This is a genomic window from Colwellia sp. BRX8-9 (genome assembly GCF_014077245.1).
GTDB lineage: Bacteria > Pseudomonadota > Gammaproteobacteria > Enterobacterales > Alteromonadaceae > Colwellia_A.
The window spans coordinates 155725-182122 of the sequence record NZ_JACGVN010000009.1 but is presented as its reverse complement, the minus strand read 5'-3'; the positions used below and the strand labels follow the sequence as shown (position 1 = coordinate 182122).

General features: G+C 37.7%; 21 protein-coding genes, 1 tRNA gene and 1 rRNA gene. 16 read left to right on the top strand and 7 right to left on the bottom strand.

The genetic code is table 11. From position 1 onward, the window contains the following. The first annotated feature begins 1 nt into the window (after position 1). Both rrf and H4J70_RS09950 read left to right on the top strand, forming a co-directional pair. Positions 2-116: ribosomal RNA gene (rrf, locus tag H4J70_RS09955) — 5S ribosomal RNA — on the top strand. A 91-nt stretch (positions 117-207) separates the two neighbouring features. Next, positions 208-292: transfer RNA gene (locus H4J70_RS09950), tRNA-Tyr, on the top strand. Between the two features lie 43 nt (positions 293-335). On the opposite strand, the gene H4J70_RS09945 is transcribed toward H4J70_RS09950, so the two are convergent. Next, a complete protein-coding gene (locus H4J70_RS09945; RefSeq protein WP_182251046.1) occupies positions 336-1967 on the bottom strand; it encodes a tetratricopeptide repeat-containing response regulator in 1632 nt (543 codons plus the stop codon). Between the two features lie 213 nt (positions 1968-2180). Between H4J70_RS09945 and H4J70_RS09940 the strand changes: the two genes are divergently transcribed. Beyond that, the gene (locus H4J70_RS09940; protein ID WP_182251045.1) at positions 2181-3557 is read left to right on the top strand and encodes a DEAD/DEAH box helicase; all 1377 of its coding nucleotides are present in this window, start codon (positions 2181-2183) and stop codon (positions 3555-3557) included. A gap of 23 nt (positions 3558-3580) precedes the next feature. On the opposite strand, the gene H4J70_RS09935 is transcribed toward H4J70_RS09940, so the two are convergent. After that, positions 3581-4036 (bottom strand): YaiI/YqxD family protein, encoded by a 456-nt coding sequence (locus H4J70_RS09935; protein ID WP_070375252.1) that lies wholly within the window; start codon positions 4034-4036, stop codon positions 3581-3583. A 166-nt stretch (positions 4037-4202) separates the two neighbouring features. Here H4J70_RS09935 and H4J70_RS09930 point away from each other — a divergent pair, with 166 nt between their 5' ends. From H4J70_RS09930 to H4J70_RS09920, 3 genes are read left to right on the top strand one after another with little or no spacing between them, the layout of a single operon-like run. After that, a complete protein-coding gene (locus H4J70_RS09930; protein WP_070375251.1) occupies positions 4203-4679 on the top strand; it encodes an acyl-CoA thioesterase in 477 nt (158 codons plus the stop codon). A 35-nt stretch (positions 4680-4714) separates the two neighbouring features. Further along, on the top strand, positions 4715-5122 hold the full coding sequence (locus H4J70_RS09925; protein WP_070375250.1) for a DUF2750 domain-containing protein: 408 nt from the start codon (positions 4715-4717) through the stop codon (positions 5120-5122). A gap of 4 nt (positions 5123-5126) precedes the next feature. Beyond that, the gene (locus H4J70_RS09920) at positions 5127-6380 is read left to right on the top strand and encodes a DEAD/DEAH box helicase (protein WP_070375249.1); all 1254 of its coding nucleotides are present in this window, start codon (positions 5127-5129) and stop codon (positions 6378-6380) included. Between the two features lie 92 nt (positions 6381-6472). On the opposite strand, the gene H4J70_RS09915 is transcribed toward H4J70_RS09920, so the two are convergent. Together H4J70_RS09915 and H4J70_RS09910 are read right to left on the bottom strand one after the other, a co-directional pair. Continuing rightward, complete coding sequence (locus tag H4J70_RS09915; RefSeq protein WP_182251044.1) at positions 6473-7123, bottom strand: thiol:disulfide interchange protein DsbA/DsbL; 651 nt, start codon at positions 7121-7123, stop codon at positions 6473-6475. Positions 7124-7241: 118 nt separating this feature from the next. After that, positions 7242-7406: a hypothetical protein gene (locus H4J70_RS09910; RefSeq protein ID WP_182251043.1), complete on the bottom strand. Its 165-nt coding sequence runs from the start codon at positions 7404-7406 to the stop codon at positions 7242-7244. Between the two features lie 110 nt (positions 7407-7516). Between H4J70_RS09910 and H4J70_RS09905 the strand changes: the two genes are divergently transcribed. The 4 genes from H4J70_RS09905 to H4J70_RS09890 all read left to right on the top strand — a co-directional run bounded on the left by H4J70_RS09905 (position 7517) and on the right by H4J70_RS09890 (position 11809). Further along, the gene (locus H4J70_RS09905; RefSeq protein WP_182251042.1) at positions 7517-8443 is read left to right on the top strand and encodes a LysR substrate-binding domain-containing protein; all 927 of its coding nucleotides are present in this window, start codon (positions 7517-7519) and stop codon (positions 8441-8443) included. Positions 8444-8481: 38 nt separating this feature from the next. Beyond that, positions 8482-9882, top strand: a complete 1401-nt coding sequence (locus H4J70_RS09900) for a sigma-54 dependent transcriptional regulator (protein ID WP_182251041.1) — start codon at positions 8482-8484, stop codon at positions 9880-9882. Then, complete coding sequence (locus H4J70_RS09895) at positions 9863-11164, top strand: PAS domain-containing sensor histidine kinase (RefSeq protein ID WP_182251040.1); 1302 nt, start codon at positions 9863-9865, stop codon at positions 11162-11164. Before H4J70_RS09900 ends, H4J70_RS09895 begins: the two co-directional genes overlap by 20 nt. A 174-nt stretch (positions 11165-11338) precedes the next feature. Beyond that, complete coding sequence (locus tag H4J70_RS09890) at positions 11339-11809, top strand: cytochrome c (RefSeq protein ID WP_182251039.1); 471 nt, start codon at positions 11339-11341, stop codon at positions 11807-11809. Positions 11810-11945: 136 nt separating this feature from the next. Here the strand turns inward: H4J70_RS09890 and H4J70_RS09885 are convergent, their stop codons facing one another. Then, entirely contained in the window at positions 11946-12638 is a 693-nt protein-coding gene (locus H4J70_RS09885; protein ID WP_220467876.1) for a cytochrome b/b6 domain-containing protein, read from the bottom strand. A 241-nt stretch (positions 12639-12879) separates the two neighbouring features. Between H4J70_RS09885 and H4J70_RS09880 the strand changes: the two genes are divergently transcribed. The 6 genes from H4J70_RS09880 (at position 12880) to H4J70_RS09855 (ending at position 23683) form a co-directional block, all read left to right on the top strand. Continuing rightward, entirely contained in the window at positions 12880-14127 is a 1248-nt protein-coding gene (locus H4J70_RS09880) for an HlyD family efflux transporter periplasmic adaptor subunit (RefSeq protein ID WP_182251038.1), read from the top strand. 31 nt (positions 14128-14158) lie between these two features. Next, complete coding sequence (locus H4J70_RS09875) at positions 14159-14863, top strand: ABC transporter ATP-binding protein (protein ID WP_182242000.1); 705 nt, start codon at positions 14159-14161, stop codon at positions 14861-14863. A gap of 340 nt (positions 14864-15203) precedes the next feature. After that, positions 15204-17612: an ABC transporter permease gene (locus tag H4J70_RS09870; RefSeq protein WP_182251037.1), complete on the top strand. Its 2409-nt coding sequence runs from the start codon at positions 15204-15206 to the stop codon at positions 17610-17612. Further along, positions 17612-20065, top strand: coding sequence for an ABC transporter permease (locus H4J70_RS09865; RefSeq protein ID WP_182251036.1), 2454 nt, complete (start codon positions 17612-17614; stop codon positions 20063-20065). The genes H4J70_RS09870 and H4J70_RS09865 overlap by 1 nt, the downstream gene beginning before the upstream one ends. After that, positions 20065-22524: an ABC transporter permease gene (locus H4J70_RS09860; protein ID WP_182251035.1), complete on the top strand. Its 2460-nt coding sequence runs from the start codon at positions 20065-20067 to the stop codon at positions 22522-22524. The genes H4J70_RS09865 and H4J70_RS09860 overlap by 1 nt, the downstream gene beginning before the upstream one ends. 118 nt (positions 22525-22642) lie before the next feature. Further along, positions 22643-23683, top strand: a complete 1041-nt coding sequence (locus H4J70_RS09855) for a tetratricopeptide repeat protein (protein WP_182251034.1) — start codon at positions 22643-22645, stop codon at positions 23681-23683. 72 nt (positions 23684-23755) lie between these two features. Here the strand turns inward: H4J70_RS09855 and H4J70_RS09850 are convergent, their stop codons facing one another. Continuing rightward, complete coding sequence (locus H4J70_RS09850) at positions 23756-24187, bottom strand: hypothetical protein (RefSeq protein WP_182215298.1); 432 nt, start codon at positions 24185-24187, stop codon at positions 23756-23758. A gap of 230 nt (positions 24188-24417) precedes the next feature. Then, the gene (locus H4J70_RS09845) at positions 24418-26289 is read right to left on the bottom strand and encodes a M61 family metallopeptidase (RefSeq protein WP_182251033.1); all 1872 of its coding nucleotides are present in this window, start codon (positions 26287-26289) and stop codon (positions 24418-24420) included. Positions 26290-26398 lie beyond the last annotated feature (109 nt).

The window sequence follows — 26398 nt, the reverse complement described above, 5'->3', positions numbered from 1 at the left end:
GTCTAGCGACAATAGCACTGTGGCACCACCTGATCCCATTCCGAACTCAGAAGTGAAACGCAGTAGCGCCGATGGTAGTGTGGGAGTTCCCATGTGAGAGTAGGACATTGCTAGGCTCCTAATTAAGTTTAATAATAACCACTTGAATGGTATTGTTAAGCGGCTGTTTAAGATAATACAACTAACAAGTTGAATTATCGGCCCCGTGGAGGGGTTCCCGAGTGGCCAAAGGGACCAGATTGTAAATCTGATGGCTCAGCCTTCGGTGGTTCGAATCCACCTCCCTCCACCACTTTATTCAAACATAAATCCTTACTATTTAATAATATTAGCGCTTAGCTAATTTTTATCATATCTGAATACTTATCACTTAACTTTTTAAACCTAATATAAAACTCACTAGTAGAATCGATCAAGGTTAATGCTTTAATTAATATCTCAGCCTGTGCTAGATCGCCAACCCTCTCATTATCTTTTTCAAACGAAACAAGTAACACTTGCAATAAATTCAACTTAATCCCAGTGTGATTAGGAAAATGAACCAGTGCATCATTGAGTTTATCAATCGCCAGACTGTATTTATGCTTCTTATATAGACTAACACCTAACTCTAATGCGCTTTGTGCCGCAATCCTTTCATGGTCAGAATAAGGCTTATCTGCAATAGTGTTTAATTGTGTCAGTATTGGGGAATTATCTTGATTTACATGAGCTAGCTCAGTTAGTAGGTTATCAGCATAAGACTTCTTTCCCATAGCCATGAGTGATTTGGCTATTGCAATTGTACCTACTGATGATATTTGATGTTTACAGTTTATTAGTAACAACTCAGCTTCTTTTAGTGCTTCTTTAGCAAGCCTTGGATCTTTAATTTTATCATACAACCTTGCTGCTAATAATTTACTATGAATCTTAATCTCTATGGTATTAAAGTCCCTGACCATATCAGTAAGTAATTTAAAAGCTTTGTTACTTAGTCTGCGTGATTTTTGAGGTTCTAGATCTGTCATGGACTCAAGTAGCGCTTCGACAAAATGTAAGGTGTTATCAGGTTTTCTATGAACAGAGTGAAAGGCAAGCGCTGCAGTTTTAGCAAAAGCTTGTGTTGCTTTATCGAAGTTCTGATTTGTTAAACATAAGTCTGCATATTTTTCTAGACGCGGTACAGAAAGAGGTGAAACAACCAAAGCATTTTCTAAAATTGCTTCTGCTAACAGAGGCTCTTTATTTAATTGGTAGGTATTGGCTAGCCAATCGTAAGCTGACAAATAAAGTGGATTATTTTCTATTACCGTATTAAAACAATCAGCGGCCAAGTTATAATCATGATCGAGTAATGCTATCTTTCCTAGGCCAATTGCCGCCCACTGACAATTAGGAGAACAAGCGTAAGTCTCGTAAATATCTCGGGCCCTATCAAATTGTTTTAACTCAAAGTATTGTCTAGATTGAATTCCTAAACATTCATTTTTATAAATTGAATTTATGGAGATAATATCTTGGCATAATGAAATAACTTGTTGGGAGTCGTTGTTATCCATCGCGTTATATATATCAAGCATAGCTGTTTTTTTAGCGAAACATCGCGCTAATCGAATGTTAAGATCGTTAAGTGTATATGGCTTAGCAAGGTATTCATCGGGTTTATGTTCGAGGGCAGCTAACACCATAGCTTGTGAAACCTCAGCGGTTATCATAACGATAGCGCAATGACGTGAGATAAACTTTTTAGACCTTAATTCTTCAAGAATATGTTGACCATTTTTTTTATCTTCGCCCAGGTCATAACCTAATAATATAACGTCAAACTGAATTTTTTCACAAAGTATTAATACATCTGAGGCGCGGTTACTCGTATCAACACTAAGAGCACCAAGCGTGTAAGCGAATAATTTCAATGCATCACGTGATTGGCTGATACTTTCAACGATTAAAAAACGCATCTTGCTGTATGCAATCTTGTTCATAAACTCCCTTGAATATTCTTTTATCTGTAGAGACTTTTAGCGGAATTAAAACCACTTGTCTAGCTTTGCAACTGACAATAATTAAATATTAGGATATATAGCTTATTTGCTTGCAGATAACCCTTCTCGTAATTGCACTTATAATAGCTATACTGTATTCTGCAACGCCGCTGTACATTGGCTAACTTCCACTTTTTATAAAGAGATTTATCTATGGGTTTTACCTCGTTGGGCTTATCTGCCCCGATTCAAAAAGCGATTGCTGAAAAAGGTTATACCGAACCATCACCAATTCAAGCACAAGCAATTCCCGCCGTACTAAGTGGGAAAGATGTCATGGCAGCAGCACAGACGGGAACCGGTAAAACAGCAGGGTTTACACTACCAATATTAGAACGTTTATCAGGTGGCAACAAGCCACAGGCTAATCAAGTACGCACACTAATCTTAACGCCAACACGAGAGTTAGCGGCACAGATATATGAAAATGTCGAAATGTACGGTAAGTACTTACCTTTAACTGCGACAGTGGTCTTTGGTGGTGTGAAAATTAATCCACAAATGATGCGCCTTCGCCAAGGTGTCGATATATTGGTGGCAACACCAGGAAGATTGCTTGATTTATATAATCAAAAAGCAGTCAGCTTTAAGCAACTTGAAATACTAGTGTTAGATGAAGCGGACCGTATGTTAGATATGGGCTTTCTTCGCGATATTAAAAAGGTATTATCGGTCTTACCTAAGCAACGTCAGAATCTTTTATTCTCTGCAACCTTTTCAGAAGATATCCGTGATCTTGCGCGAGGGTTAGTAAATAATCCTGTTGAGATCTCTGTTAGCCCACGAAATACCACCGCTGAAAAAGTTGAACAGGTAATTTATCCTGTTGATAAAAAGAAAAAGCCAGCCTTGTTAACAGCACTCATTAAAGATAATGAATGGCCACAGGTCTTAGTGTTTATGAAAACTAAACATGGAGCAAATAAGTTAACCAAACAATTAGAGGCTGAAGGTATAAGAGCAGCGGCTATTCATGGTAATAAAAGCCAAGGAGCTAGAACTAAAGCATTAGCTAACTTTAAAGATGGTACAGTGAATGTTTTAGTTGCTACCGATATTGCAGCGCGCGGTATTGATATTGACCAGTTACCACAAGTTGTTAACTTTGAATTACCTAACGTTGCAGAAGATTATGTTCATAGAATCGGTAGAACTGGTCGAGCGGGTGCAAGTGGTAAAGCGGTTTCATTAGTCTGTTCAGAAGAAATTGATTTATTAAACGATGTAGAGCATTTAATTCAAACCCATATACCTCGTGAAATAGTGCCAGGATTTGAACCTTTTAATTTTTTATTAGAATCACGTCCTTTAAAACCTTTAAAAGCAAATAAGCCTAAAAAAGCAAAAACTGAACATCATGACGGACAACGTTCTGCCGATAATGCACGAGGTCATAAGCCGCAAAGTAAAAATCCTCGTCATAGAAATGACAGTAACGCGAATAAAGATTCAAATGCAGGTGGTCGTCGTAAAAACCCAGCAAGTACAGCACCAAAAAGTAATAGCGACCCATACTCTGCGTCACGCTAGTTTAGAAAATTAAATTAGGGCTCTTAATGAGCCTTATTTAATTTTGCTAATAGTTGATCTAGGTTATTTGCAAATGCCTGTCTGTCAGCTTGACTGATCGGGGGTGCACCGCCAGTTTGAATACCGCTAGAACGTAAAGTATCCATAAAGTCACGCATGTTGAGTCTTTGCCTGATGTTACTCTCGGTATAAAGTTCGCCACGAGGGTTTAGGGCTAAACAGCCTTTCTCTACAGCTTCTGCTGCTAAGGGAATATCTGCCGTGATCACTAAATCATGCTTTGCTGAACGCTTAACTATTTCATCATCGGCAACATCAAAACCAGCATTAACCTGTATAAAAGAAATAAATTTTGAGGGTGGCGTTTTAATGAAATGATTAGCGACTAAGATTGTTTCAATCTTTGCACGTTCAGCAGCACGAAATAATATTTCTTTAATAACAGTTGGACAAGCGTCGGCATCGACCCAAATTTTCATTATATTCCCTATTACATTTATTTTTTGCACTCGTTAGGTGCAAACTATTGCTATTTTAATCTGATGATTGCTGTTATACCTAATAGATTTCAGATAATAATATATATACCAAGCTGGAACGATACCTGCTTAGTACGATAAAAATATTTAACAAGAGAGTTAACCAATGAACAAACCACAAAGAGATATTACCCTAAGATTTCTAGCTGAACCACAAGATGTAAATTTTGGTGGTAAAGTTCACGGTGGTGCCGTAATGAAATGGATCGATTTAGCCGCTTATGCATGTTCAGCCGGTTGGAGTGGTCGTTATTGTGTAACTGCTTATGCAGGGGGGATACGTTTTATTGCCCCAATTCATGTTGGCAGCTTAGTTGAAGTAGAGGCTAAAGTCATTTATACCGGCAATTCATCAATGCATATCGCGTTAGAAGTAAATGCCTGTGATCCAAAGTTACTTAATCGCACATTAACAACCCATTGTATTGTTATTATGGTGGCTGTTGACGAAAACGGTAAGTCAGAAAAAATCCCTAAATGGATCCCTGAGTCGCCAGAAGATATTAAACAAAATGAGTCAGCGATAAAATTAATGGAAATGCGTAAACTCATCGGCGAAGAAATGCAAATCTTTGTAGAATAGTATGTAACCTAATACAAATCTGATAGGAATATTTTATAGTGCAAGCTCTAGACGAACAACAAATCAAACTTGTTTTAAATTACGATGATGCTCAACGAGCCAATTACTTTCTGAAAGAAGTTGTCGTAAATAATGAAATTTGGATATTAAAAGACGAGCACGGCTGTGTGATGCTTAATACCGAAGATGAAGATTGCGTACCTGTCTGGCCAAATAAAGAATTTGCCCAGGCTTGGGCCACAGATGAATGGCAAGAATGTCAGCCAGAAGCTATTTCATTAAGTAAATGGTTTAGTCACTGGTCGCATGGTTTGGCAGACGATGAATTAGCCTTAGTGGTGTTTCCTAGTCAAAATGAGCAAGGGTTAGTTTTTTACCCAGATGAGCTTGAACAAGAACTAAAAAACAAACAAAAAAATCAATCAGCCAAAGGTCAGCGTTAATTACATGAGTTTTACTTCTTTAGCATTAGATAAGAGCCTAACCAACGCTGTAAAAGCACTTGGTTATGATGAGGCCACCCCTATTCAGTTAAAAGCTATTCCTGCGATCTTAGCTGGAAAAGATATTATGGCTGGAGCGCAAACAGGAACAGGAAAAACAGCGGCCTTTGCTTTACCTATTTTACAAAAGTTAATGGCAACACTTCCTGAAAATCGTCCTGTTCGAGCTTTAGTGTTAACGCCTACACGTGAACTTGCTCAACAAGTCTATAAAAGTTTTGTTAGTTATGCTGAAAACACAGAACTCAATATTGCTGTTGCTTACGGTGGTGTCAGTATTAACCCACAAATCACTGCATTAAACAAAGGTGTGGATGTTTTAGTGGCAACCCCCGGACGATTACTTGACCATATTATTAATGGCTCTTTAGCGTTAACGGAACTGGAATTTTTAGTCTTTGATGAAGCTGACCGTATGTTAGATATGGGCTTTAAAGATGAGATAGACCGTATCTTAAATCGGGTACCACTTAAGCGCCAAACCCTCTTGTTTTCAGCAACTTTCGACGATGCAATTTTTAAACTGAGTAAAAACTTATTAACCGATCCTGAGTTAATTGAAGTCAGTGAGCGAAATGCAGCGGCAGCAAAAGTAGAGCAAATTCTTTATACCGTTGATAGTGATCGAAAGCGTGAATTAACCTCATTTTTAATCGGTTCAAAGAATTGGAAACAAGTACTTATCTTCACCCGTACTAAGGTAACTGCCGACGCATTAGCGAAAGAAATGTGTAAAGACGGTATTAAAACGCAATCGATTCATGGCGATAAATCTCAAGGCGCAAGAGAAAAAGCCTTAGCAGAGTTTAAAGAAGGAAAAACCCGTGCCTTAGTGGCTACCGATGTTGCCTCTCGTGGTTTAGATATTGCAAACTTAAATTATGTCATTAACTACGAACTCCCTTATATTGCTGAAGATTATATTCATAGAATAGGAAGAACGGGTCGAGCAGGTAATGAAGGGGTAGCTGTTTCGTTGATGAGCCCTAGCGAAGAGTGGTTATTAGAAGCGGTTGAAAAGGTACTCGATACGCGCTTATTGCAGCAATGGTATCCTGGTTATGAACCTGACTTAACAAAAACAGAAAAGCCCGCCCGTAAAGGTGGCCAAAAACAGCGCGATAGAAAAAAAGCGTTAGGTGAGCATAGTGACGCTAAAAAACGCTCAGGACCGAAAAATAAATACACCAGAAGATAGTTAGCGTATTAAACGCCATATCACTGCAATTGAGTTTCTAAACAATAGATTCTTAATTTGCAGTGAATACTTTATAGGTCTTCTTTTACATATTACAAGGTAAAGAGGTGCGCGACTAATGCGGTGTAGTCAGCGAAAAAGTTTTTATCATCAAGGGCTTTAGAATTTATCAAATATTTACCATTAACCACCATAGTCGGAACACCGGTTAATTGACGAGCCGCTGATAACTTATCCTGAGTCTGCTTATTACGCTTAGCTTCACTAATAATGCTAAAATTTTTCATGCCTTTATCAAATTTAGCACCATCTCCGCCACTCAATACAAAAATGTTACGAATATCTTCTTCGCTATTTATCGTTGCACGCTCGGTCTGTAAATAGTTAAAAATGGCAGGAGAGAATTTTTTAGCAACAGCCGTTTTCTCGGCAATAATAAGGGCTTTGCTTAGCATAAACTGAATTTCTGGCGCAGTTTGTTGCATAAAGTCCACGTGCGTTTTTTCTAGCTTAGCCCCTTTGGGCAATATCTTTTCGAATTCATTTAAATAGGGCTCATAAGCGCGACACGCAGGACAGTAATAAGAGAAGTATTCACGCAGCTCAGGTTTGTTGGTTGTTTGTTCAGATATAACCGTATAGTGCTTACCTTCTTCAAATTTACTGTCTTGTGCTGCAATCGCTGTCGCAGCGAATAAGGTCAAGGCGATGAATCCGCCAAATAGTGTTTTAAGAGCTTTCATGGTTATCCTCAGAGAATCATTTATTAATTTTTATTGTTGCGAGTATAGACCAAAGTAAAAAGCGTCGGTTCATCGTAAAATGTAAAAGTTTATTACGAAAATTTTTTATCGAAAGTCATTATTTAAAATGAATTAAAAGACATAAGTTTAAATTATTTGAAATAATAGCTAAACGTCGTTGAATTGTAGCTGTTATATTTTTTAGTATATTACTGTTGTTATCAATAAATGGTTTGTTAATTTCTTTATTATCAGTGGTTAATGTTTTTGTTGGCTTTTCCATTATCTATCCTTATTTATCTGTGTAAGACTATTCTGTCAGAACAAAAAATGACAAACCAACGATATAAACTTACACTTAATATAAGTAAAACTTATGGACAATAAGTAAAGATGGATCAACGACTCAAGTATTTAAATGCAATGCGTACCTTTGAAAGTGCTGCTCGACATAAAAGTTATAGTCAAGCGGCAGAGGAGTTGTTTGTTTCTCAAGCGGCGGTTAGTCAACAAATGCGGCAATTGGAAAACGTTTTATCCGTAAAATTATTCGTTCGTACCGGCCGTAAAATGTTGTTAACGCCAAGCGGTGAGACTTTGTATGAGTCGACACATCAAGCGCTTAACACCTTAATAAAAGGGCTTAACAGTCTTCAACAAGAAGATATTGCTGGCGATTTAACGATTACGTCAACACAAGCATTTTGTTCTTTATGGTTAATGCCTCGTTTATATAAATTTTCTCAAGTACATCCGGATGTTAATGTACGCATATTAGGCTCAAATCAGAAAGAAGATTTACAACAAAAACATATAGATTTGGCGATACGCTTTGGTGTTAAAAAACAAGTGTCCAACGCTGACAATCTCGTCATGGAAGATTTTGGTGAAGACGTTGTTTATCCCGTTTGCTCCCCCAAGTTATTACAGCACATGTGGCTTCAAAGCCCCAAAGACCTCCTAGACTGCACCTTAGTTAGCTTAGCTAATGAGCAGGTAGTTACTTGGGATAAATGGTTTGAGCATGCAGGCGTCAAAGGCTTTGAAAACATGACTAAGAAAACAGAAGTTACCTCGAGCGACATGGCCTTAAATGCGGTATTAAGTGGTCATGGCGTTACACTTGCTGCCAGTGCAATGTTTTCACAATACATTCAGACTAAGCAATTAGTTGTGCCTTTTAAAATTAAGCATCCAGTGATTTGGAAACGCTATTTGGCTTACGACCCCAATTCAGCCAAGCGCAAACGTATTCAGGTTTTTATTGACTGGGTGCGCGCCGAAATGGCAAGCTCAGCACCGAAAGTATTATTAAGATAATTTTGCTTTCGTTACATTTATCTAAGGAATATCAGTAGATGCCCTGTATTTTAGTTATTGATGACCGTCCAGATATCCGTCTAAGTTTAGCGGTATTGTTAGAAGATCATCACTACACCGTTATTGAAGCCGACAACCCTCAAGTTGCACAAGTGAAATTAAAAAACCATGCTATATCCTTGATATTGCTTGATATGAACTATCAATTAGACACAACGTCTGGTGAAGAAGGTTTAGCTTTTCTTACTTGGTTACAAAACTCTTCATTTGGACATACACCAACAATAGCAATGACCGCTTGGTCGAACACCGACCTAGTCGTAAAAGCAATGAACTTAGGTGCCAACGACTTTATTGAAAAGCCTTGGCGTAATAAACACTTATTACACACCGTGGCGCAGCAGCTCAATCTTTTAAACCTTTCAAGTCAAAATAAAAAATTAAAACAACAACTTATCAATGAAAATTGTGACGACTATGTCTGGCAATCACCCGTTATGACGCAATTATTGAAAAAAGTAAAAGCGGTGGCACATACCGATGTCAGTATTTTATTAACCGGTGATAATGGCACAGGTAAAAGCGAACTTGCTCGTTTTATTCATCAAGAATCACCGCGTAATAACGAAGCTTTTATTGCCGTAAATATGGGCGCTATCAGCGAGTCACTGTTTGAAAGCGAGATGTTTGGCCATAAAAAAGGCGCTTTTACTGATGCCAAACAAAACCGTATTGGGCGTTTTGAACTCGCTGAAAATGGTACTTTATTTTTGGATGAAATCGCCAATATTCCACTTTCCCAACAAGCTAAACTACTACGTGTATTAGAAAATGGAGAATACGAAACCCTTGGGTCAAGCCTGACACAAAAAACAAATACTCGTATAATATCAGCGACTAATGGTGACTTTACTCAGTTACTAAGTACTGAGCTATTTAGAGAAGATTTATATTACCGTCTTAATACTATTGAATTTAGAGTGCCGTCGTTAAAAGAACGCACGGAAGATATTTTATTGTTAGCGCAATTCTTTGTTGATAAATTCACTAAAAAATATCAACGGTCTGTTCGCTGTATATCGCACGGTGCACAGCAAGCTATGCTTGATTACCATTGGCCAGGAAATGTGAGGGAAATGAGCCATTTAGTTGAACGAGCGGTATTGTTAGCTGAACATGAACAGTTATTGGCAGAAGATTTGCACATTAGAAATGTCAGTCCTATGGGTGCAGTCAAAAACTTAGCCAATAATGCACTTCAAAATAATGAGCCGAGTAATCAATTACCATTAATGACATTGGCTGAAGCGGAAGTTGCTATGGTTAAATTAGCGCTCAAACAAAGCGCAGGAAATGTACCTCAAGCCGCGTTATTACTGGGTTTGACAAAAGCGTCGATGTATCGACGCGTGGAGAAATATGGCCTTGCTAAAAACTAATTCTCTAGAAAGCTTTATACAAAAAAAACTTGCTATACTCTGTACTGTTATTTTGTTGTTAAGTGGTTATATTTTTTGGCTTTTAACGATAAAGTGGCAGTGGATCGTTATTGTTGAATTAGTGCTTTTTACGATTTGTTTTGGCTTTACTTTGTCAATAAAGCAGCGTGTGATGCGATCTTTTACTCGTGCTTCTTTACATATAGATGCCATTACTCAAGAAGATTATAACCAATTTGGAAAATCAACTTTCCCAAAGGGTAAAGTTAGCGAATTTCATCAGCAATTGAAACAACTGAGTGAAAAGTTACAAACACAAAAGTCTCATTATGATCAGCAGGCTTTTCTGGTTTATCAATTGATCTCACAGTTAGATACACCAGTTTTGATATTTAATGAAAAACAACAGCTTACACTTGGTAACGAAGCGTTTTATTATCTGTTTAAGCAACCATGGCAAATGTTTCGTCACGCCACTGCCGATTTATTGGGTTTACATTACAATGATGGACACTGGAAGTTCATAGAACAAGCGAAACAAAACCGCTGGCAAATACGTCACAGTGAATTTATAGATGATGGTGAAAATCATCAACTGCTGCTTTTTATTGATATTGAACCCGCATTGCGAGAAAGCCAATTAAATGCCTGGCAGCAAATCATTCGCGTACTCGGCCATGAGATCCGTAATTCATTAACACCAGTATCTTCGATGGCAGAGACACTAGCAGACAAAGCAAGCAACGAAAGAGACAAAATGGTGCTTGGTGTTATTACCGAGCGTTGTTTGCATTTACAATCTTTTGTGAACCGTTACTCGTCGTTATCACAAAAATTACAAATAAATTGCCAGTGGTTGTCTGTAGAGCACGTTATTAAGTCTGTTTCGGGTTTGTTCTCCGATATAAATATTACCCTCAACGCGCGTGTTAATGAATTTTGGGCAGATGGCGAATTTATAGAACAAATTTTTATTAACTTATTTAAAAATGCTAAAGAGGCAGGCGCCACTGAAATAGCGGTTAGCCTTGCTTTAGAAGATCAATATTACATTATTGAAATTACCGACGATGGCCATGGTTTCTCTAACATGAACAACTTATTTGTTCCGCTCTATTCAACTAAACCACAAGGGCAAGGAATAGGGTTAAGCTTTTGTCGTAATATCATTGAACAGCATCATGGGGTAATGGAACTGCATAATAATAACGAGAGTGGTCAACTGCAATCAGGCGTTACCGTAATGATGATTCTCCCTAAGCCCAACATTAACAAGGGTTAGCAGTGAGTTCAATTATGAACTAGGTAAAAGTTCGAAAATGAACTTTTGTTTATCTGAGTAAGCTGAACCAATGAAACTGGTTTAACAATATGTTGATTTGTAAATAATATTTATTGTCATTTAATAGTGAAGTTTTGCTATAGTGATAAAATTACCATAAGGACAATAAATAAAATGAAATTATTTACAAAAATAGTAGCCGCGAGTATTTTTACTGTATTAGCAACAGGTGCAATCGCTAACTCAGCAAGCTCTTTAAAACATGCAGAAAAAGCGACTGATTTACGCCAATCAATATTTAGTTTGTTGGGCAGCAACATGGGTCCTTTAGGCGGTATGGCTAAAGGAAAAATTGAATTTGACGCGGAAAAAGTATCAACGCATGCTTTACGCATTAATCAATTATCACTGATGATTGCCGACTATACCCGTACGAACACTTCGGCACATAAAGTGAAGACTGAAGCACTCGACAAAATTTGGGAACAACCTGATGCATTTTCAAAACGTATTGATGACTTAACACAAGCATCGGCTAATTTGCAAAAAGCAGCTTTAAACGGAGATGAAAGTCTTATTAAAAAAGCGATTGGTGGTGTAGGTAAAACCTGCGGCGGCTGCCATGATGATTTTAAAGCAGAATAGTGCTTAACCCGTGACCATTTAAACGACTTTAGTACTTTTAAGTCTGATGGTTTAGGGGTTTATTAACATAAATTAATAGGTGATTTCAGCGGTGTAAAACATCCTGTAATCACCTATCGTTAAAATAACAAATGTATTAGTAGTAATATTCTTCTATAACAGGTGCATTCAGCACCACCAGCCAATAAACAAAAACCACAGCCACTATTACCATTAAAAGCGCAATCCATAACTTAGAGTGTTTGATCACATTTGTTTTATCTACTTTAGCGGCAAGCTTTTTTCCTGTGATCATTGGGAGTATTATCGATTGCTTTTTCACTCGCTCATAATAGGCGATTGCCAATAGGTGCATAGCAATGGCTGCAATCATTAAATCAAAGACATTGTGATGTAAAAACATCATCACTTGTTCGACTTCTTTGCTAACACTATCGTAGTAAGGTCCAGAAGAAAATACATCGTCATTGATAAACAAACCACTTATTGCCTGTAAACTGATGAGAAAAATCATCAAAAAAACCATCAAACTGCCTAATGGATTATGACCACTACTATTTTTAACTTGATTGTTTTTTAGATCACCAATGTAGTTAATAAGGCGCTTAGGTGTTGGAAAAAAAGATCTAAACTGCGAGTGTTTAGTACCGAAGAATCCCCACAAAGTTCTGAAAACAAGTAAGCCTAAAGCGAAATAGCCAAGTTTCATATGAATATCAATCAGGTCATTGTCTTGATCAGAAGTGTACCAAGAGGCAATAACAGTAAAGGCAAATAGCCAATGAAAAAGTCGTAAAGGTAAATCCCAAATAAGAACATGTTTCAGCAAGAGTCTATCCCAAATAGAAATAAAGTATTAATTGTAATGGCTACAAATTATGAAGTAAAAAGGAATCACCGAATTACTTCACATCAATAACGAAATATTTTGAGTTCATTATCGAACTAGTACGAGAATAAGGTTGTCGATTTAATGTTTTACATTGATTTATATAGGAAATATTATTGGCACGAAATTAGCTATATCAATATATATAGAAAGACGGTTAAGCAACAACCAAGAGAATAATGTGGATATTTTAAAACAGAAACCTAAAAAAACATTGCTCAATAACAAAGGACTAATAGTAACGATCGCCGTTGTTATTGTTATTGTATTGGTAAGTTATGCAAAAGCGTCACTTAATAGTGTCAGCCTAGCGAGAAAAGATTTATTGCTTGCAACGGTAAAGCAAGGAAATATAGACGTTACCGTAGAAGGATACGGCAAGTTAACCTCAGATAAATTGCAATTAATTACTACCCTCACCAAAGCAACGGTTGAAGAAATCGTATTGAAACCTGGCGCTACTGTTACCAAAGAAAGCGTAATCGTAAAATTAGCGAACCCAGAACTGCAGCAACAAGTGCAAAGTGCTGAATATTCAGTAGCTGAGTCAAGAGCCAATTTACGCCAACTAAAATTAAACCAAAGACGTGAAACACTCACCGAAAAGTCAAATTATTTAGAACTTGTATCACAGCATAAAGGGGCTCGTTTGACGTTAACGGCACAAAATAAATTGGTAAAAAGCGGTATTGTCAAACAAATAGACTATCAAGAAAGCATATTGCGTGAAGATCAGTTAAAAGAACGAATTGAAATTTTTAAAGAACGTAATGAACAGCTTAAAGAAGTACATAAAGAGGCGATAAATATACAACTAGAACGAATTAAGCAAGTTGAACAAAGACTAACAATCGCTAAAGACCGGAAAAATAAATTAGTGGTAAAGGCCGGTTTTGACGGTGTGCTACAACGTTTATCTGTAAATTTAGGGCAAAGCTTGTCTCCAGGGCAAGAAGTTGCCTTAATTGGTAGTGTTACCGAATTAATTGCGTTGATCCGCGTGCCACAAAACCAAGTGCAATTAGTTAAAATTGGTCAGAACGTTATCGTTGATACCCGACAAGAACTCATTGAGGGGAAAGTTAAGCGTATTGACCCTATTGTTGACCAAAACACCGTCGAGGTTGAAATATCATTCCCTGGGAAACTACCTAAAAGTGCAAGGCCCGAACAAAACATTGATGCGGTGATCACGGCTAAAGTACTCAAAAACATTTACTACATCGACCGACCTGCCAATGTGCAAGCGCAGAGTGAAACTTCGCTGTATCGGCTTAATAAAGAAATGTCTGAAGCTATAAGAGTCGATATAAGTTTTGGGGAAAAAACTGGACGATTTATTGAAATAAGTGCGGGAGCCAACTTGGGCGACCAATTTATTATTTCAGATTTAAGTAACTATAAAACAGCCAAAATTTCGATTTTATAATTGAGTCATAAAATTACAAAAGGATAGGTACATGAGCACAGCCATTTTATTATTAAAAAATATCGGTAAAATTTTTGAAACCGAAGAACTTGAAACACATGCTTTGAAATCAATTAACTTAACCGTTAATAAAGGAGACTATGTTTCAATATCTGGTCCTTCTGGCTGTGGTAAATCAACACTTTTATCAATTATGGGCTTACTTGATGTAAGTAGCAGTGGTGAGTATTTCATTGAAGGTGTCAATGTTACTGACCTATCACTGGATCAAGCTGCAGAAGTTAGAAATGCAAAGATTGGTTTTATATTTCAATCGTTTAATTTAATAGACGAGCTTTCAGTTTTCGACAACGTGGCTTTGCCACTGCGCTACCATGCTGATAAACCCAATAACGCGACAATCAAAAAACGTGTCATAGAATGTTTAGAAAAAGTAGGCCTGTCACACCGTATTAGTCACAAACCAAACCAACTTTCTGGCGGACAACAACAACGTGTTGCTATTGCTCGTGCGTTAGTTGCTGACCCTGCAGTGCTATTAGTGGATGAACCAACGGGTAACCTTGATTCAAAAAGTGCTGACCAAGTTATGGATGTACTGGACCAATTAAATAAAGCGGGTACAACCATTTGTATGGTAACGCATGATCCGCGCTATGCAGATATGGCACGTACTAAAGTACAGCTTCTTGATGGCGCTATTTTACACTCGCCGGGTGTAAAACTAGTCGGGTAAATCGGCTAACTCAATAAGTACTTTGTACCGTCATACTGAATTTATTTCAGTATCTAAAGTTGTTGAAAAGTTTAAAAACCAGATCCTGAAACAAGTTCAGGATGACGCTATTTTAGACTCGCCGGGTGTAAAACTAGTCGGTTAAGTCGGCTAACTCAATAAGTACTTTTTACCGTCATACTGAATTTATTTCAGTATCTAAAGTTGTTAAAAGTTTAAAAACCAGATCCTGAAACAAGTTCAGGATGACGCTATTTTAGACCCGCTGGGTGTAAAACTAGCGAGATAACTCACCCTGAACCTTATTCAGGGTGATGGTCAGAAGATAGGGTCATGAAAAATGAACAGTTATTTAATCAAACAAGCATATTTAAGCTTAAAGCAAAAACCGATTTTTGTGCTTAGTGTGGTTTCTACCATGGGCGTAACCTTAGGTGCATTATTATGTGTGCTGACCTTAGCGTATGTCATGTTAATAAAACCCTTACCGTATCCTGACCAAGAGCGTTTATATAATGTTGAACATCAATTAATCAGTAATGAAAATGCTATTGATGGCCGCGCATTTACCTACCCTAATCTAATGCATTTATATAACCAGCAATCGTTATTTGAGCAAAGTGTTTTAATGTATGTTGATGGCGGGGTCATTACTTCTTTGCCAAGCGAACCCATGGTGGCAATATCATTTATAACGCCGCAATGGTTTTCATTGTTCTCTGCAAAAATGGAGTTAGGGAAGGGATTTGCAGAAAGTGAAAAAGTTAACAGTTATAACCCCGTTGCCGTTTTAACTTATGAAACATGGCAAAATAAGTTTAATGGCGACATTAATGTGCTTGAAAAAAACCTGACGTTAAGCGGAAATAACTACCGAATTATTGGTGTACTCGCAGAAAATAACATTGAAGCGCCACTCGCCGGCGCTGGTTTTAAAACCGAGTTATATCTTCCATGGGATTATAATTCGGTAAGTGAAAGAGAACGAAAACGTTGGGGAAATGATGATAGCGGTTTGATATATGTTGGTAAGCTGAATAAGCAATATGCGGAATATTCTAAGCCACAAATTGATCAAATCCTTACAAACGTCGTCAATGAGAATTGGCAAAGTAAGGTATCGGGTCATGACTTTTTTAAAAATTGGTCGATCGTACTTAAAACACAAACATTAAAATCTTTTATTGTTAGCGATGGTGAACGTAGTGTTTACTTATTATTGATTGGATCATTAGGTTTACTGTTTATTGCTTGCGCTAACATCGCCAATTTATTTGTTTCACGAACAGTAGAACGTCAACAACAACTTGCTATTTCTGCAGCTGTTGGGGCTTCAAAAATACAATTGTTTCGCAATATTTTAGCTGAAACAGGGCTGTTAATGTTTGCCGCTATTATACTCGCGCAGGTTGTTATTTTTGTTGGTTTTAGTGTTTTACAATATTACCTTGGTGATTTTCTACCACGCATTGATGAACTTGAACTCAATGCATTTTCATTTTCAGCTTCTATTTTACTCTTAGTCTTGTTAACACTTACCTTCTCACATTTATGTTTGAAAATGATCAACTATCATGCACTTAACGCTACGTTGCAATCAGGTGGCAAAGGCAGTGGTATTCAAGTATCAAAGCGTGTGCGAAACATCTTAATTAGCAGTCAAATAGCGACAGCAACCGCCTTAGTCTTTATTAATGTCGTTTTGTATAAAGACGCCAATGAATTAGTAAACCAACCTTTGGGTTATCAAACAAATAACATTACTTCGGTCGTATTGGCATTACCCAATGTTGAAAGCGAGATAAAAGCACAAAAACTTACTGCCCTTAAAGCTGAGTTATTAGCCCATCCGAAAATAAAAAAGGTAAGCCAAGCGATGCGACCCACAGGCTTTGGTACTTTGGCATTAACAGCTATGGAAACAGACAATCGTTATACTGTGCTAGGGAAAGATATTGACGATCAATACTTTAGCATGCTCAAACAAGCGATTATTGAAGGTGACAACTTTAGTGCTGCAGATATTAAAGACGACAGAAAAGTGATGATTATTAATGATGTTTTTGCACAAAGATTAGCGCCAAATGGCAGTGCGATTGGCTTTAAATTTAAAAATGGTGTTGAAGTTATTGGTGTTGTAAAAAGTATTAATATGCCTGGCATACAGAGAGTAGAGTCTCGTTTTTATTACCCCGCAAGTTTGGCAAGAAATATGTTGCTAATAGAACAGCATCAAGGGCAAATATTTAATCGTGATGAAATGATTAGTGCGATGAAAAGCGTTGATAAAAAATTAAGTTTATTCACCTTCACATCACTCAATGAATATAAAGACCGTCGATTATTTTCTTCAGTAACTACAGCCGTTACGACACTAGTATTGGCTATTTTAACGTTATTACTATCAGGTTTAGGTTTGTACGGTATTCTTAACTATTCTAGCCAAATGCGTCGTTTTGAAATTGGTACTCGCATGGCTATTGGTGCAAAGGGTAAAGATATTGTTAGCTTAGTCTTTAAAGATAATGCTGGCGCATTAGGCATTGGTTTAGTGGTAAGTTTTGTTGTATTACTTGTTCTGTATCTTGGTTTTAGTGACAGTTTAAATACTTATATTAGTTTAGAACTTTTGCCGTTATTTATTCTCACAGTGGGAGCAATATCACTGCTTTCATCACTTGCCTGTTATGTGCCGTTACGCCCGTTTATTAAAAACCCCGTTATTCATGCCTTAAAGGGGAGTGAATAATGAATTTATTTATCTATCAGTTAAAACAAGCCTTCTTAAGCCTTAAGAAAAAACTAGGCTTTGTTTTTAGTGTTGTTTCAACCATGGGCGTTACGTTAGGCGCGTTGTTATGTGTGTTAACACTAGCCTATTTATTGTTGATTGAGCCATTGCCATACCCTGAGCAAGATCGACTTTTTGTTGCTGAGCATAAGGTTCTTGGCGATAAAAAAGAGACCAAAACAGTTGCTTATAGTTATGCTGGCTTGGTGCATTTATACCAGAGTAAAGCCGCATTTGAACAAGCGGCCATCATGTATTATGACCAAGATGTGATCCTTTCTCACCTTAACCAACCACTCGTCAATACCACTTATACCACGCCGGAGTTACATCAACTGTTAGCGTCGACTATGGCAACAGGTCGAATGTTTACGGCTAGCGAAGCTCTGGATGCCAATAATCCAGTAGCTATGCTCAGTTATAATACTTGGCAGCAAAAATATGATGGCAGTGCGGATATTCTTGAACAAAAAATCAATATCAGGGGTGTTAGTTATCGCATTGTTGGTGTATTGGCAGAAGGTTTTGTTGAACCTGAATTAGCTGAAATTGGGCGTGAAACGCAAGTTTGGCTGCCATGGGATTATAATCAGACTGACCAAGTAAGCAGAAAAAGTTTTTTGAGCATAAAAGGTAACTTTAAATTTATTGGTCAATTGAAAAAAGGGCTTAGCAAAAGCCAAGCACAACAACTTTTAACCCCTTTAGTGAGTAAACGCTGGCAAGAAGGTGTTGCTGATATGGAATTCTTCAAGGATTGGTCAATCGAAATGCGAGTCCGCTCAGTGAAGGACGTTATGCTCGGGGATAGTGAGTCTATTGCGGTAATGCTGTTAGCGGGTGTGATTGGTTTAGTATTGATTGCCTGCGCAAATATCTCTAATTTGTTTATCGCACGTACTGCCGAAAAGCAACGTCAAATGGCGATTCAAGCAGCGATTGGTGCCACTAAGAAACATTTATTTAAAGCGATGTTGGCTGAAACCAGTTTACTGATGTTGATGTCGATCATACTCGCCTTGATAGTTGCTAAGGGCGGGTTTTATATTATGCAGCAATATTTGGCCTCGGTATTACCGCGAGTTGACGAGCTATCTCTTAATCCGATAACGCTTAGCTGTGCGGCGCTAGCAACCATTATTTTTGCATTGTTTTTTGCTAAATTAAGTACTCGTATTATCAATTATCGTGCACTCAATGCTAGCTTACAAAGTAGTGGTAAGGGCAGTGGTTTACAGGTATCAATAAAGACACGCCAAGTCTTAATCGCCAGCCAAGTGGCATTAGCGACGCTATTAGTATTTGCCAACTTGAGCTTACTTAAAGATGCCGTTAAAACCATTAATGCACCGATAGGTTTTAGCACCAATAATATCTCGATTTTAACGTTAAACTTCTCTTCAACACAATTATCTAGCCAGGAAGAGGTCATCGCCATTATGGCTGAGATCATAGAAAAGCTTAAAGCCTTACCACAGGTGGAAGCTATTGCGCATGGGAGTTCACCTTTAGATGGCTTTGGTATTAAATTACTAACCAAACTTGATGATAATGAAGGGCATTCACCGTATTTAAAAAGAATTGATCATAGATATTTTAAACTAATTGAACAACCGCTATTACAAGGTGAAAATTTTACCAAGCTAGATAGACGAGATAACAACTATTCGATGATTGTTAACCAAGCGTTTGCTAAGCAGTTAACACCTGACGGTGATGTTATAGGTATGCGGCTAGTATCGATAAATGAGCCTGAATTTAAAATAATAGGTATTGTTAAAGATATTGCCATTCCTGGCGATACTCCGTTTGGCAGCGACGATGTAGCTGCGCCTATACCAAGGGCCTATGTGCCTGATAATCTAAACGACAACAAATTTATGCTTAAAATAAAGGCAGGTCAGTCTATAAGTCGCGAAGAACTGGGGAAATTGTTAGCTGGGATTGACTCAAGATATTCTGTTTTTAGTTTCAATACCGCCAATGATCTTCTTACCAAAAGCTTGTTCACCGAAATAACGACCGCAGTAACAACCGCAGCTTTATCGTTAATCACTTTTTCTCTCGCCGGTCTCGGTTTATATGGTGTTTTAAGTTATAGCACTCAAATGCGCCGCCTTGAATTAGGTACACGTATGGCTGTTGGTGCAAAACGCCGTGACTTAATATTACTGATCATAAAAGACAACGTGAAGCCGATTTTTTTTGGGATATTGTTTAGCTTAATTATTTTATTCACAGCGTATTTATTCTTTAGTGTTGAACTTTCATCGTATATCAACACGCAATTAGCGCCAATGTTTGTCGCGACACTCCTATTAATTTCTACTCTTTCGTTATTGGCTTGTTATTTACCATTAAGACGATTTATTAATTCTCCTGCGATAAGCAACTTACAAGGAAGTGAATAATGAACTTATTTACCTATCAACTAAAACATGCATTTTTAAGCCTTAAGAAAAAGCCAGGCTTTGTTTTTAGTGTTGTTTCCACCATGGGCATTACCTTAGGCGCTTTGCTGAGTGTGTTAACGCTAGCTTATGTGATGCTAATTAAGCCCTTGCCGTATCCTGATCAAGACAGATTATACCGTGTCGACAGCCAACAGTTTGATGCTGCTGGCGCTTTAAATGTTACTGCTTTTAGTTACCCGAGTCTCGTGCATTTATACAGGCATCAACAAGATAAGAACCAGCAGGTTTTCGACCAAGTGGCTTTATCAATTTATGACGATGAAGTACTAACGTCACTCGCCACACAGCCAACATTATCAACCGCCTATGTTACCCCTGAATGGTTTAAGCTTACTGCGGCAAGTATGGCTATAGGGCGACCATTTTCTGAGTCTGAGCACATTAATAGTAATATTCCTGTTGCGGTATTAAGTTATCAAACATGGGTGAATGACTTTGCTGAAGCAACGGATATTCTCGATGAAAAAGTGACTTTTCGTGGTATAAGTTTTCAGGTTATTGGTGTTTTGTCGTCAGCGTTTATTGAACCTAAAATATCAACCATTGGCCGAGAAACCAACGTTTGGTTACCTTTTAACTTTAATGCTGGCGGCGAAACGTATCGAGCACGTTGGTGGGACAGGGCGAATAACTTAACCTTTATTGGCAAACTTGCTAAAGATGAAAATGTTGCACAAGCGCAAGCGAAAGTTACCCAGCTAGTGAATGAAACCTGGCAAGAGAATATCGACCAAAATGGCTACAACAAAGGTTGGCATATCGAAGTGAAATTATTGTCATTTCAATCAGTAATTTTAGGTGATAGTGGCCGTAGCGCTTATTTATTGTTATTAGGCGTTATTGGCTTGTTAGCCATCGCATTTATTAATATCGCTAACTTACAACTGTCACGCACGGTTGAAAAAAAGAACCAATTAGCTTTACGTGCAGCGGTTGGTGCTAAACGTAAAGACCTTTTTAGTGTGCTTTTTGCTGAATCATTTCTGCTGATGTTTGGTGTATTGTTACTCGCCTTACTTATTGCGCAAGTAGGTTTTGGTGTATTGCAAACAAACTTGCAACAGGTATTGCCTCGCGTTAATGAGCTAAGCCTTGGCTTATTCACCTTAACCAGCGCGGTAATAACCTCTTTGCTCTTAGCCATTCTATTTGCTTTGTTAAGTTACCGAGCGATAGACTTACGTCGCTTAAATAACAGCATTCAAACCAGCGGTAAAGGAACAGGGCTGCAAGTGTCGAAAGGGATGCGTACTTTCTTAGTGATCAGTCAAGTTACCGTGGCTACCGTATTAATTTTTATTAATATAAATTTATTAAAAATATCATTACAAACTATTTACGATCCGTCAGTGATGAACGTTGAGCAATTAAGCAGTGTAGTACTGACTCAATCTGATGCCGTTGAATTAACGCGCGCAGAGAGCTCTGCTATTACCGCAGAGATTCAACAAAAAATTTCAGAATTACCGCAAGTGAGTGTGGCGAGTAGAAATAGTTCACCGTTAACCGATGGTGAAGGTACTTGGTCGCTAACCGAAGTAACCTCTAATCAAACCGTATTACCGCTGGGTAAAAGCGTCGATAGTCATTATTTCTCATTAATGGGACAGAATTTATTAATGGGCGATAACTTCATTGAAAGTCACTTTACTGACCGAGCGCCAGTACTGATTATTAATGAGCAACTCGCCAAGCAATTAGTTACCGAGGAACAAGGTAATTTAAGTGCAGCACTCGGTAAGCAGCTTTCTTTTGGTGGCCCTAGCGCGTATACCATTATAGGTATCGTTAACGATCATAAATTGCCGGGAAAAACATCTATTCCAACGCGTGTTTACATGCCTAATTTAAGTCGTTCTAACTTACTGATTAAACTAAAAGACAATCAAACGTTAACGCGAGAACAGTTAGTGTTTGCGATTAAATCGACCAGTAAATCGATCAGTTTATTTGAATTCTCAACCTTAGCACAGCAAAAGGCTCAACGATTATTTAGCCAGTATACGGCGGCAATTACTACTGCAACACTCACGGTTATTACCTTCGTTTTATCAGCGATTGGTCTGTATGGCATTTTAAGTTACAGCACCCAAATGCGCCGTTTTGAAATTGGAACACGCATGGCCATTGGCGCTAAACGAAGCGACTTAATTAAATTGATTATTAAAGACAATGCCAGTGCAATATTATTGGGCGTACTGCTGAGTGTTGGCGTGTTGTCTCTATTAACCATTGGTTTTAGTGAACAAGTCAGCCACTACATCACCTTAGAATTACTGCCGGTGTTTATAGTGACCTTAGCGATGATCAGCATGCTGTCGTTATTTGCCTGCTACTTTCCTTTGCGTCAATACATTAACAAACCAGTGATCCATGCATTAAAGGGTAGCGAATAATGACGTTCACTATCACGACTTTAATTCTATATGCGTCTACTAATCTTTTCGTAATTAATGCTTGTATGATTTTTGTACCAATGGTATAAAAAATAATGGAATAAAAAAAGAGTATACAATGGAATACAGTGAATCAACAATTGAAGGTAGTATAATCAATGAGTTAACTTGTCCTGATTGTGGTTGTAAGCATCATCAGGTGAAAGGCGTGATTAAATATGCCTTCTTTTTTATTGAGTCTATTCCATTTTACCCGGTTAAAAAAAGTACTATTATTCAATGTCAGCAATGCTGGGTTCAAACCGATGCAGCGACTTTACCAAAACAGCGTGTCAAAGAATTGTCAAAAAATCTATTTCCCGCTTGGCGATTGTTCAGTAAATTTTTAGGATCGCTTTTAACGTTAATGTTCCTAGGTTACTTAGTACAAGGTGAAATCAAGCAACATCAATTGTCTGATCAGTTTATCGAAAACCCTGCTGTTAATGACTTCTACCATGTTGATTTTCGGTATCTTTCTAGTGAGTTACGACCCAATGAAAAATACCGTGTTGGGAAGGTTACTGATATTACCGGTGATGTAGCAACCGTGGTCTATAGCCGATTATTTTATCGTATGCAGCATGGTGCAGATGAAAGCATTAGAGTCGGGCATGTAACCCACTTTAGTTTTTTTTCAAGAAAAGAATATCATTACAGTTTTGCTGAATTACATAAAATGCGCACGCAAGGTGCTATTTATCGGGTTGAAAGACCTATTAAAAATGAATTAAGGGGTAAGCCCGTTGTAACCGCGAAAAAGCGTTTTTTAAGTAGTACTTACTTCCCTGGCGCAAGACAGAACAATTCAGGTTTAGCTTTTTTAGAAGCGAGCTATATAGATAACCATATCGAATTAGCCTTTGAAAAATTCAACCTCTCAGCTGAAAGAGGCTATAAGCTTGGGCAAGTTAATTTAGCTGAACTTTACATCACAGGTAAGCATGGTGAGCAAGATTTAAACCAAGCACTATTTTGGTTACAAGAAGCAGCCTTACAAGACCACCAACCCGCCATAGATAAATACCTTATTGTTTGCCAGCAAGTTGCACAGTGCAGTAAAAGTGTCTTTATCAAGGTATTATCAGAGCAAGGTGTTAATTTTCATATAGACAAATAGAACCTAAATAGACTTGGTGGGTATAGATTTAAAAGTAAGAGGCTGCAATATCGGATTTATTGTCGATGTTCATTAAGAAAACATATTCTTTATGCGGCTAAGGAGCTTTCCATCACTTTGCGCAGACTCATCGTATTCGTAAGGTGAATCTAATACGGCTAAACGCAATGAATACGTGCCTCCGTGTCCCCAAGGCCACCATAACGCTATAATCGCTGGTGTTGAATCTGTGGCAGGTCGAGCTAAAATAAGTTGATCTTTGTTAAGTTTAATTAAGGGACCTAAGTATTCTTTAATTTCTTGTGGTGCTTTTTTTGCCGTTTTTTTATTCCATTCATGTTGAAATTGTTGGCGAAGTGCGTCTAGCGTTTTATCTTTTTTATCACGAGAGAATTCAGACAGCATAGCGGAAAATCTGTCTTCCCAGCGCCATGTTAATTGCTCGCCTAATAAATGAATTATGGGATGAGTAAACTCTTCGATTTTTTCTTGGCAATATGACACAAACAAGTCCTATAAAATACGCTAAAAAGAAACTAGCTCTTAGCATAACAACAAATTATAGCCGATATATTACAACTGAATCACCATAAAAATAAAGCCTTTATTGGTAATAATTATCATTTGTAATAAATGTAATATAAAAGTGATTAAAATGTAAACTTACAATAAGCAATTGAAAGAAGTAAAGTTAATGGTTAGGTTAACTTTACTTCTCGCATAACTTTTACCGGTTAGGAGTTAGGACTCCATTTATTTTTATCGCTATTTTCTTTTGGTTTATCTGCGCCAAGCCATGCCAATATAAATGCTTTTTGTGATTCACTTATCTCTTCATCATCTAGGGCTATTACTTTCACTTCTGGATTTTCAATAAAGGTAATCGTGGTTGATAGTTTTTCGCCACGTTGAATGTATTCAATCGTTGTACTTTCACCCGGTTTAAATTGCTCTAATGCACTTGTCCATTGACTGTAGTTACCTATAGTTCTTCGACCTACTTTAACTATTTGGTCAGTACGTTCAAGACCTGCTTGATAAAGAGGAGAGCCAATTTTTATTGGTTTCTCAATAATGGCAGCTTCACCATTAAAATTAAATTTAACCTGACCTAAAAAAGCATCACCTGGGTGAGCACTAACTATTTTTAAGCCAGCATGAGTTAATAGTGATGCGTAATCAGGTTTTACTTGTCCATAAATATATTGCTCAAAGAACTGCTTAGCAAAGGCATCATTATTTAATAAAGTCCCTAAGGTGTGGCGCAAATCTTCACGGGTGTAAGGAATTTCTGGTTTACCAAAATCTGTCCACATTTTTCTCATAAAATCATCAAGTGATTTTCCTGGAAATTGCTGGCGAATAGATAAATCTAGTGCTAATGCCATGGCACTGCCATAGCTGTAATAGCTGAAAAAGATATTACTAAAATTAGTTTTATCAATAGAAGTACCCGCATCGGTAAACGTTGCCAGCATACTCGCACCTTCAGGGGTGAAAAATTGTCGACCAGGTACTTGCTCAACCTGATTAACCGTCTTGGTAACAGCTTTTAAGTATTCATCAACCGTAGACTCTTGCGCTCTGCGGATCATTAATTTGTCATAGTAAGAAGTAAAACCTTCGGCGAACCATAAGTTTGTTGTCATGTTATGAGCACTGAAGTTAAAAGGTTCTAATGCTTTAGGTCTTATGCGTTCAACATTCCAAGCATGAAAGAACTCATGTGATAAGGTGCCTAATTGTGAAAAATTCCCTTCATCTAATGATTGAGTATTAGTGAGAATTGTTGAGTTTCTATGCTCCATGCCATCGCGATTGACGTGGGGTAAATAACAGGCAATAAAAGTGTATTCTCCGTAATCAAAAGCAGGTAATTCGCCATAAACTTTAATTTGTTCAGCAACTACAGCTTTAGCTTGACGGGTAAATTCAACTAAATCTTCCTCGAGACCATCGTGATGCACAGCTAAGTTAATTTGGTAATCTTTGCCACTTGAGTGAACAGTCCAGCTTTTTACTTGGTGGTCACTAAGCTCTGTTGGGCTGTCCATAAAATAGGCTAAGTTGGGGGCAGTGAAGGTATATTTATCTTGGGTTTTTTGTAGCTGAGTGGCCACTTTCCATGTTGAACTAAAAGGTTCAAATGTTACTTTTATAGGACGCTTCTCATGGTTTGATGCCCACATAAACGTAGCAGGAATATTCAAGTGAGCATGTGTTCTGTCTATTTGAGCATAAGTACCATCAGCGCGGTCACCAAATAAGGTGTACGTTACGGTTACCTCACCATCGTGATTGTCGATTGCCCACTGATAAGGGTTAGGTCGCGTAATTTCTAAGGGCTCGCCCATACTGTTTACAGCAGTCACGTTATAAACGTTTTTAGCAAATTCATGTAAAGCATAGCGCCCTGGAGAGGTGCGGCTCATTTGAACGGTCAAAACTTGGCTTTCAATGTCTGGAAAGGTTACCGAAATTCGCGCTTCATGATGAACCGCGTTTTCGAAAGTCACTTTATAATGTATAACGTTGTCTTTAACAGGTAATGAGTGACTTGAAAAAGCCACTATTAATGCTAAAAGAACTGTGGGGGCAATTCTCATTTTTTAATCCTAAGCGTTTTATATTGTATAATTATTGGCTTAGTGTAGAGAATTATTACTATTTTTTACAGTAGTACTTTTAACAATAATGAAAGTAAGCAAGCCATAT

Excerpts from the sequence above, each read along its gene's own strand:
- H4J70_RS09945 (WP_182251046.1), bottom strand. The coding sequence starts at position 1,967 with ATGAACAAGATTGCATACAGCAAGATGCGTTTTTTAATCGTTGAAAGT.
- H4J70_RS09940 (WP_182251045.1), top strand. The coding sequence starts at position 2,181 with ATGGGTTTTACCTCGTTGGGCTTATCTGCCCCGATTCAAAAAGCGATT.
- H4J70_RS09935 (WP_070375252.1), bottom strand. The coding sequence starts at position 4,036 with ATGAAAATTTGGGTCGATGCCGACGCTTGTCCAACTGTTATTAAAGAA.
- H4J70_RS09930 (WP_070375251.1), top strand. The coding sequence starts at position 4,203 with ATGAACAAACCACAAAGAGATATTACCCTAAGATTTCTAGCTGAACCA.
- H4J70_RS09920 (WP_070375249.1), top strand. The coding sequence starts at position 5,127 with ATGAGTTTTACTTCTTTAGCATTAGATAAGAGCCTAACCAACGCTGTA.
- H4J70_RS09915 (WP_182251044.1), bottom strand. The coding sequence starts at position 7,123 with ATGAAAGCTCTTAAAACACTATTTGGCGGATTCATCGCCTTGACCTTA.
- H4J70_RS09910 (WP_182251043.1), bottom strand. The coding sequence starts at position 7,406 with ATGGAAAAGCCAACAAAAACATTAACCACTGATAATAAAGAAATTAAC.
- H4J70_RS09905 (WP_182251042.1), top strand. The coding sequence starts at position 7,517 with ATGGATCAACGACTCAAGTATTTAAATGCAATGCGTACCTTTGAAAGT.
- H4J70_RS09900 (WP_182251041.1), top strand. The coding sequence starts at position 8,482 with ATGCCCTGTATTTTAGTTATTGATGACCGTCCAGATATCCGTCTAAGT.
- H4J70_RS09895 (WP_182251040.1), top strand. The coding sequence starts at position 9,863 with ATGGCCTTGCTAAAAACTAATTCTCTAGAAAGCTTTATACAAAAAAAA.
- H4J70_RS09890 (WP_182251039.1), top strand. The coding sequence starts at position 11,339 with ATGAAATTATTTACAAAAATAGTAGCCGCGAGTATTTTTACTGTATTA.
- H4J70_RS09875 (WP_182242000.1), top strand. The coding sequence starts at position 14,159 with ATGAGCACAGCCATTTTATTATTAAAAAATATCGGTAAAATTTTTGAA.
- H4J70_RS09870 (WP_182251037.1), top strand. The coding sequence starts at position 15,204 with ATGAACAGTTATTTAATCAAACAAGCATATTTAAGCTTAAAGCAAAAA.
- H4J70_RS09865 (WP_182251036.1), top strand. The coding sequence starts at position 17,612 with ATGAATTTATTTATCTATCAGTTAAAACAAGCCTTCTTAAGCCTTAAG.
- H4J70_RS09860 (WP_182251035.1), top strand. The coding sequence starts at position 20,065 with ATGAACTTATTTACCTATCAACTAAAACATGCATTTTTAAGCCTTAAG.
- H4J70_RS09855 (WP_182251034.1), top strand. The coding sequence starts at position 22,643 with ATGGAATACAGTGAATCAACAATTGAAGGTAGTATAATCAATGAGTTA.
- H4J70_RS09845 (WP_182251033.1), bottom strand. The coding sequence starts at position 26,289 with ATGAGAATTGCCCCCACAGTTCTTTTAGCATTAATAGTGGCTTTTTCA.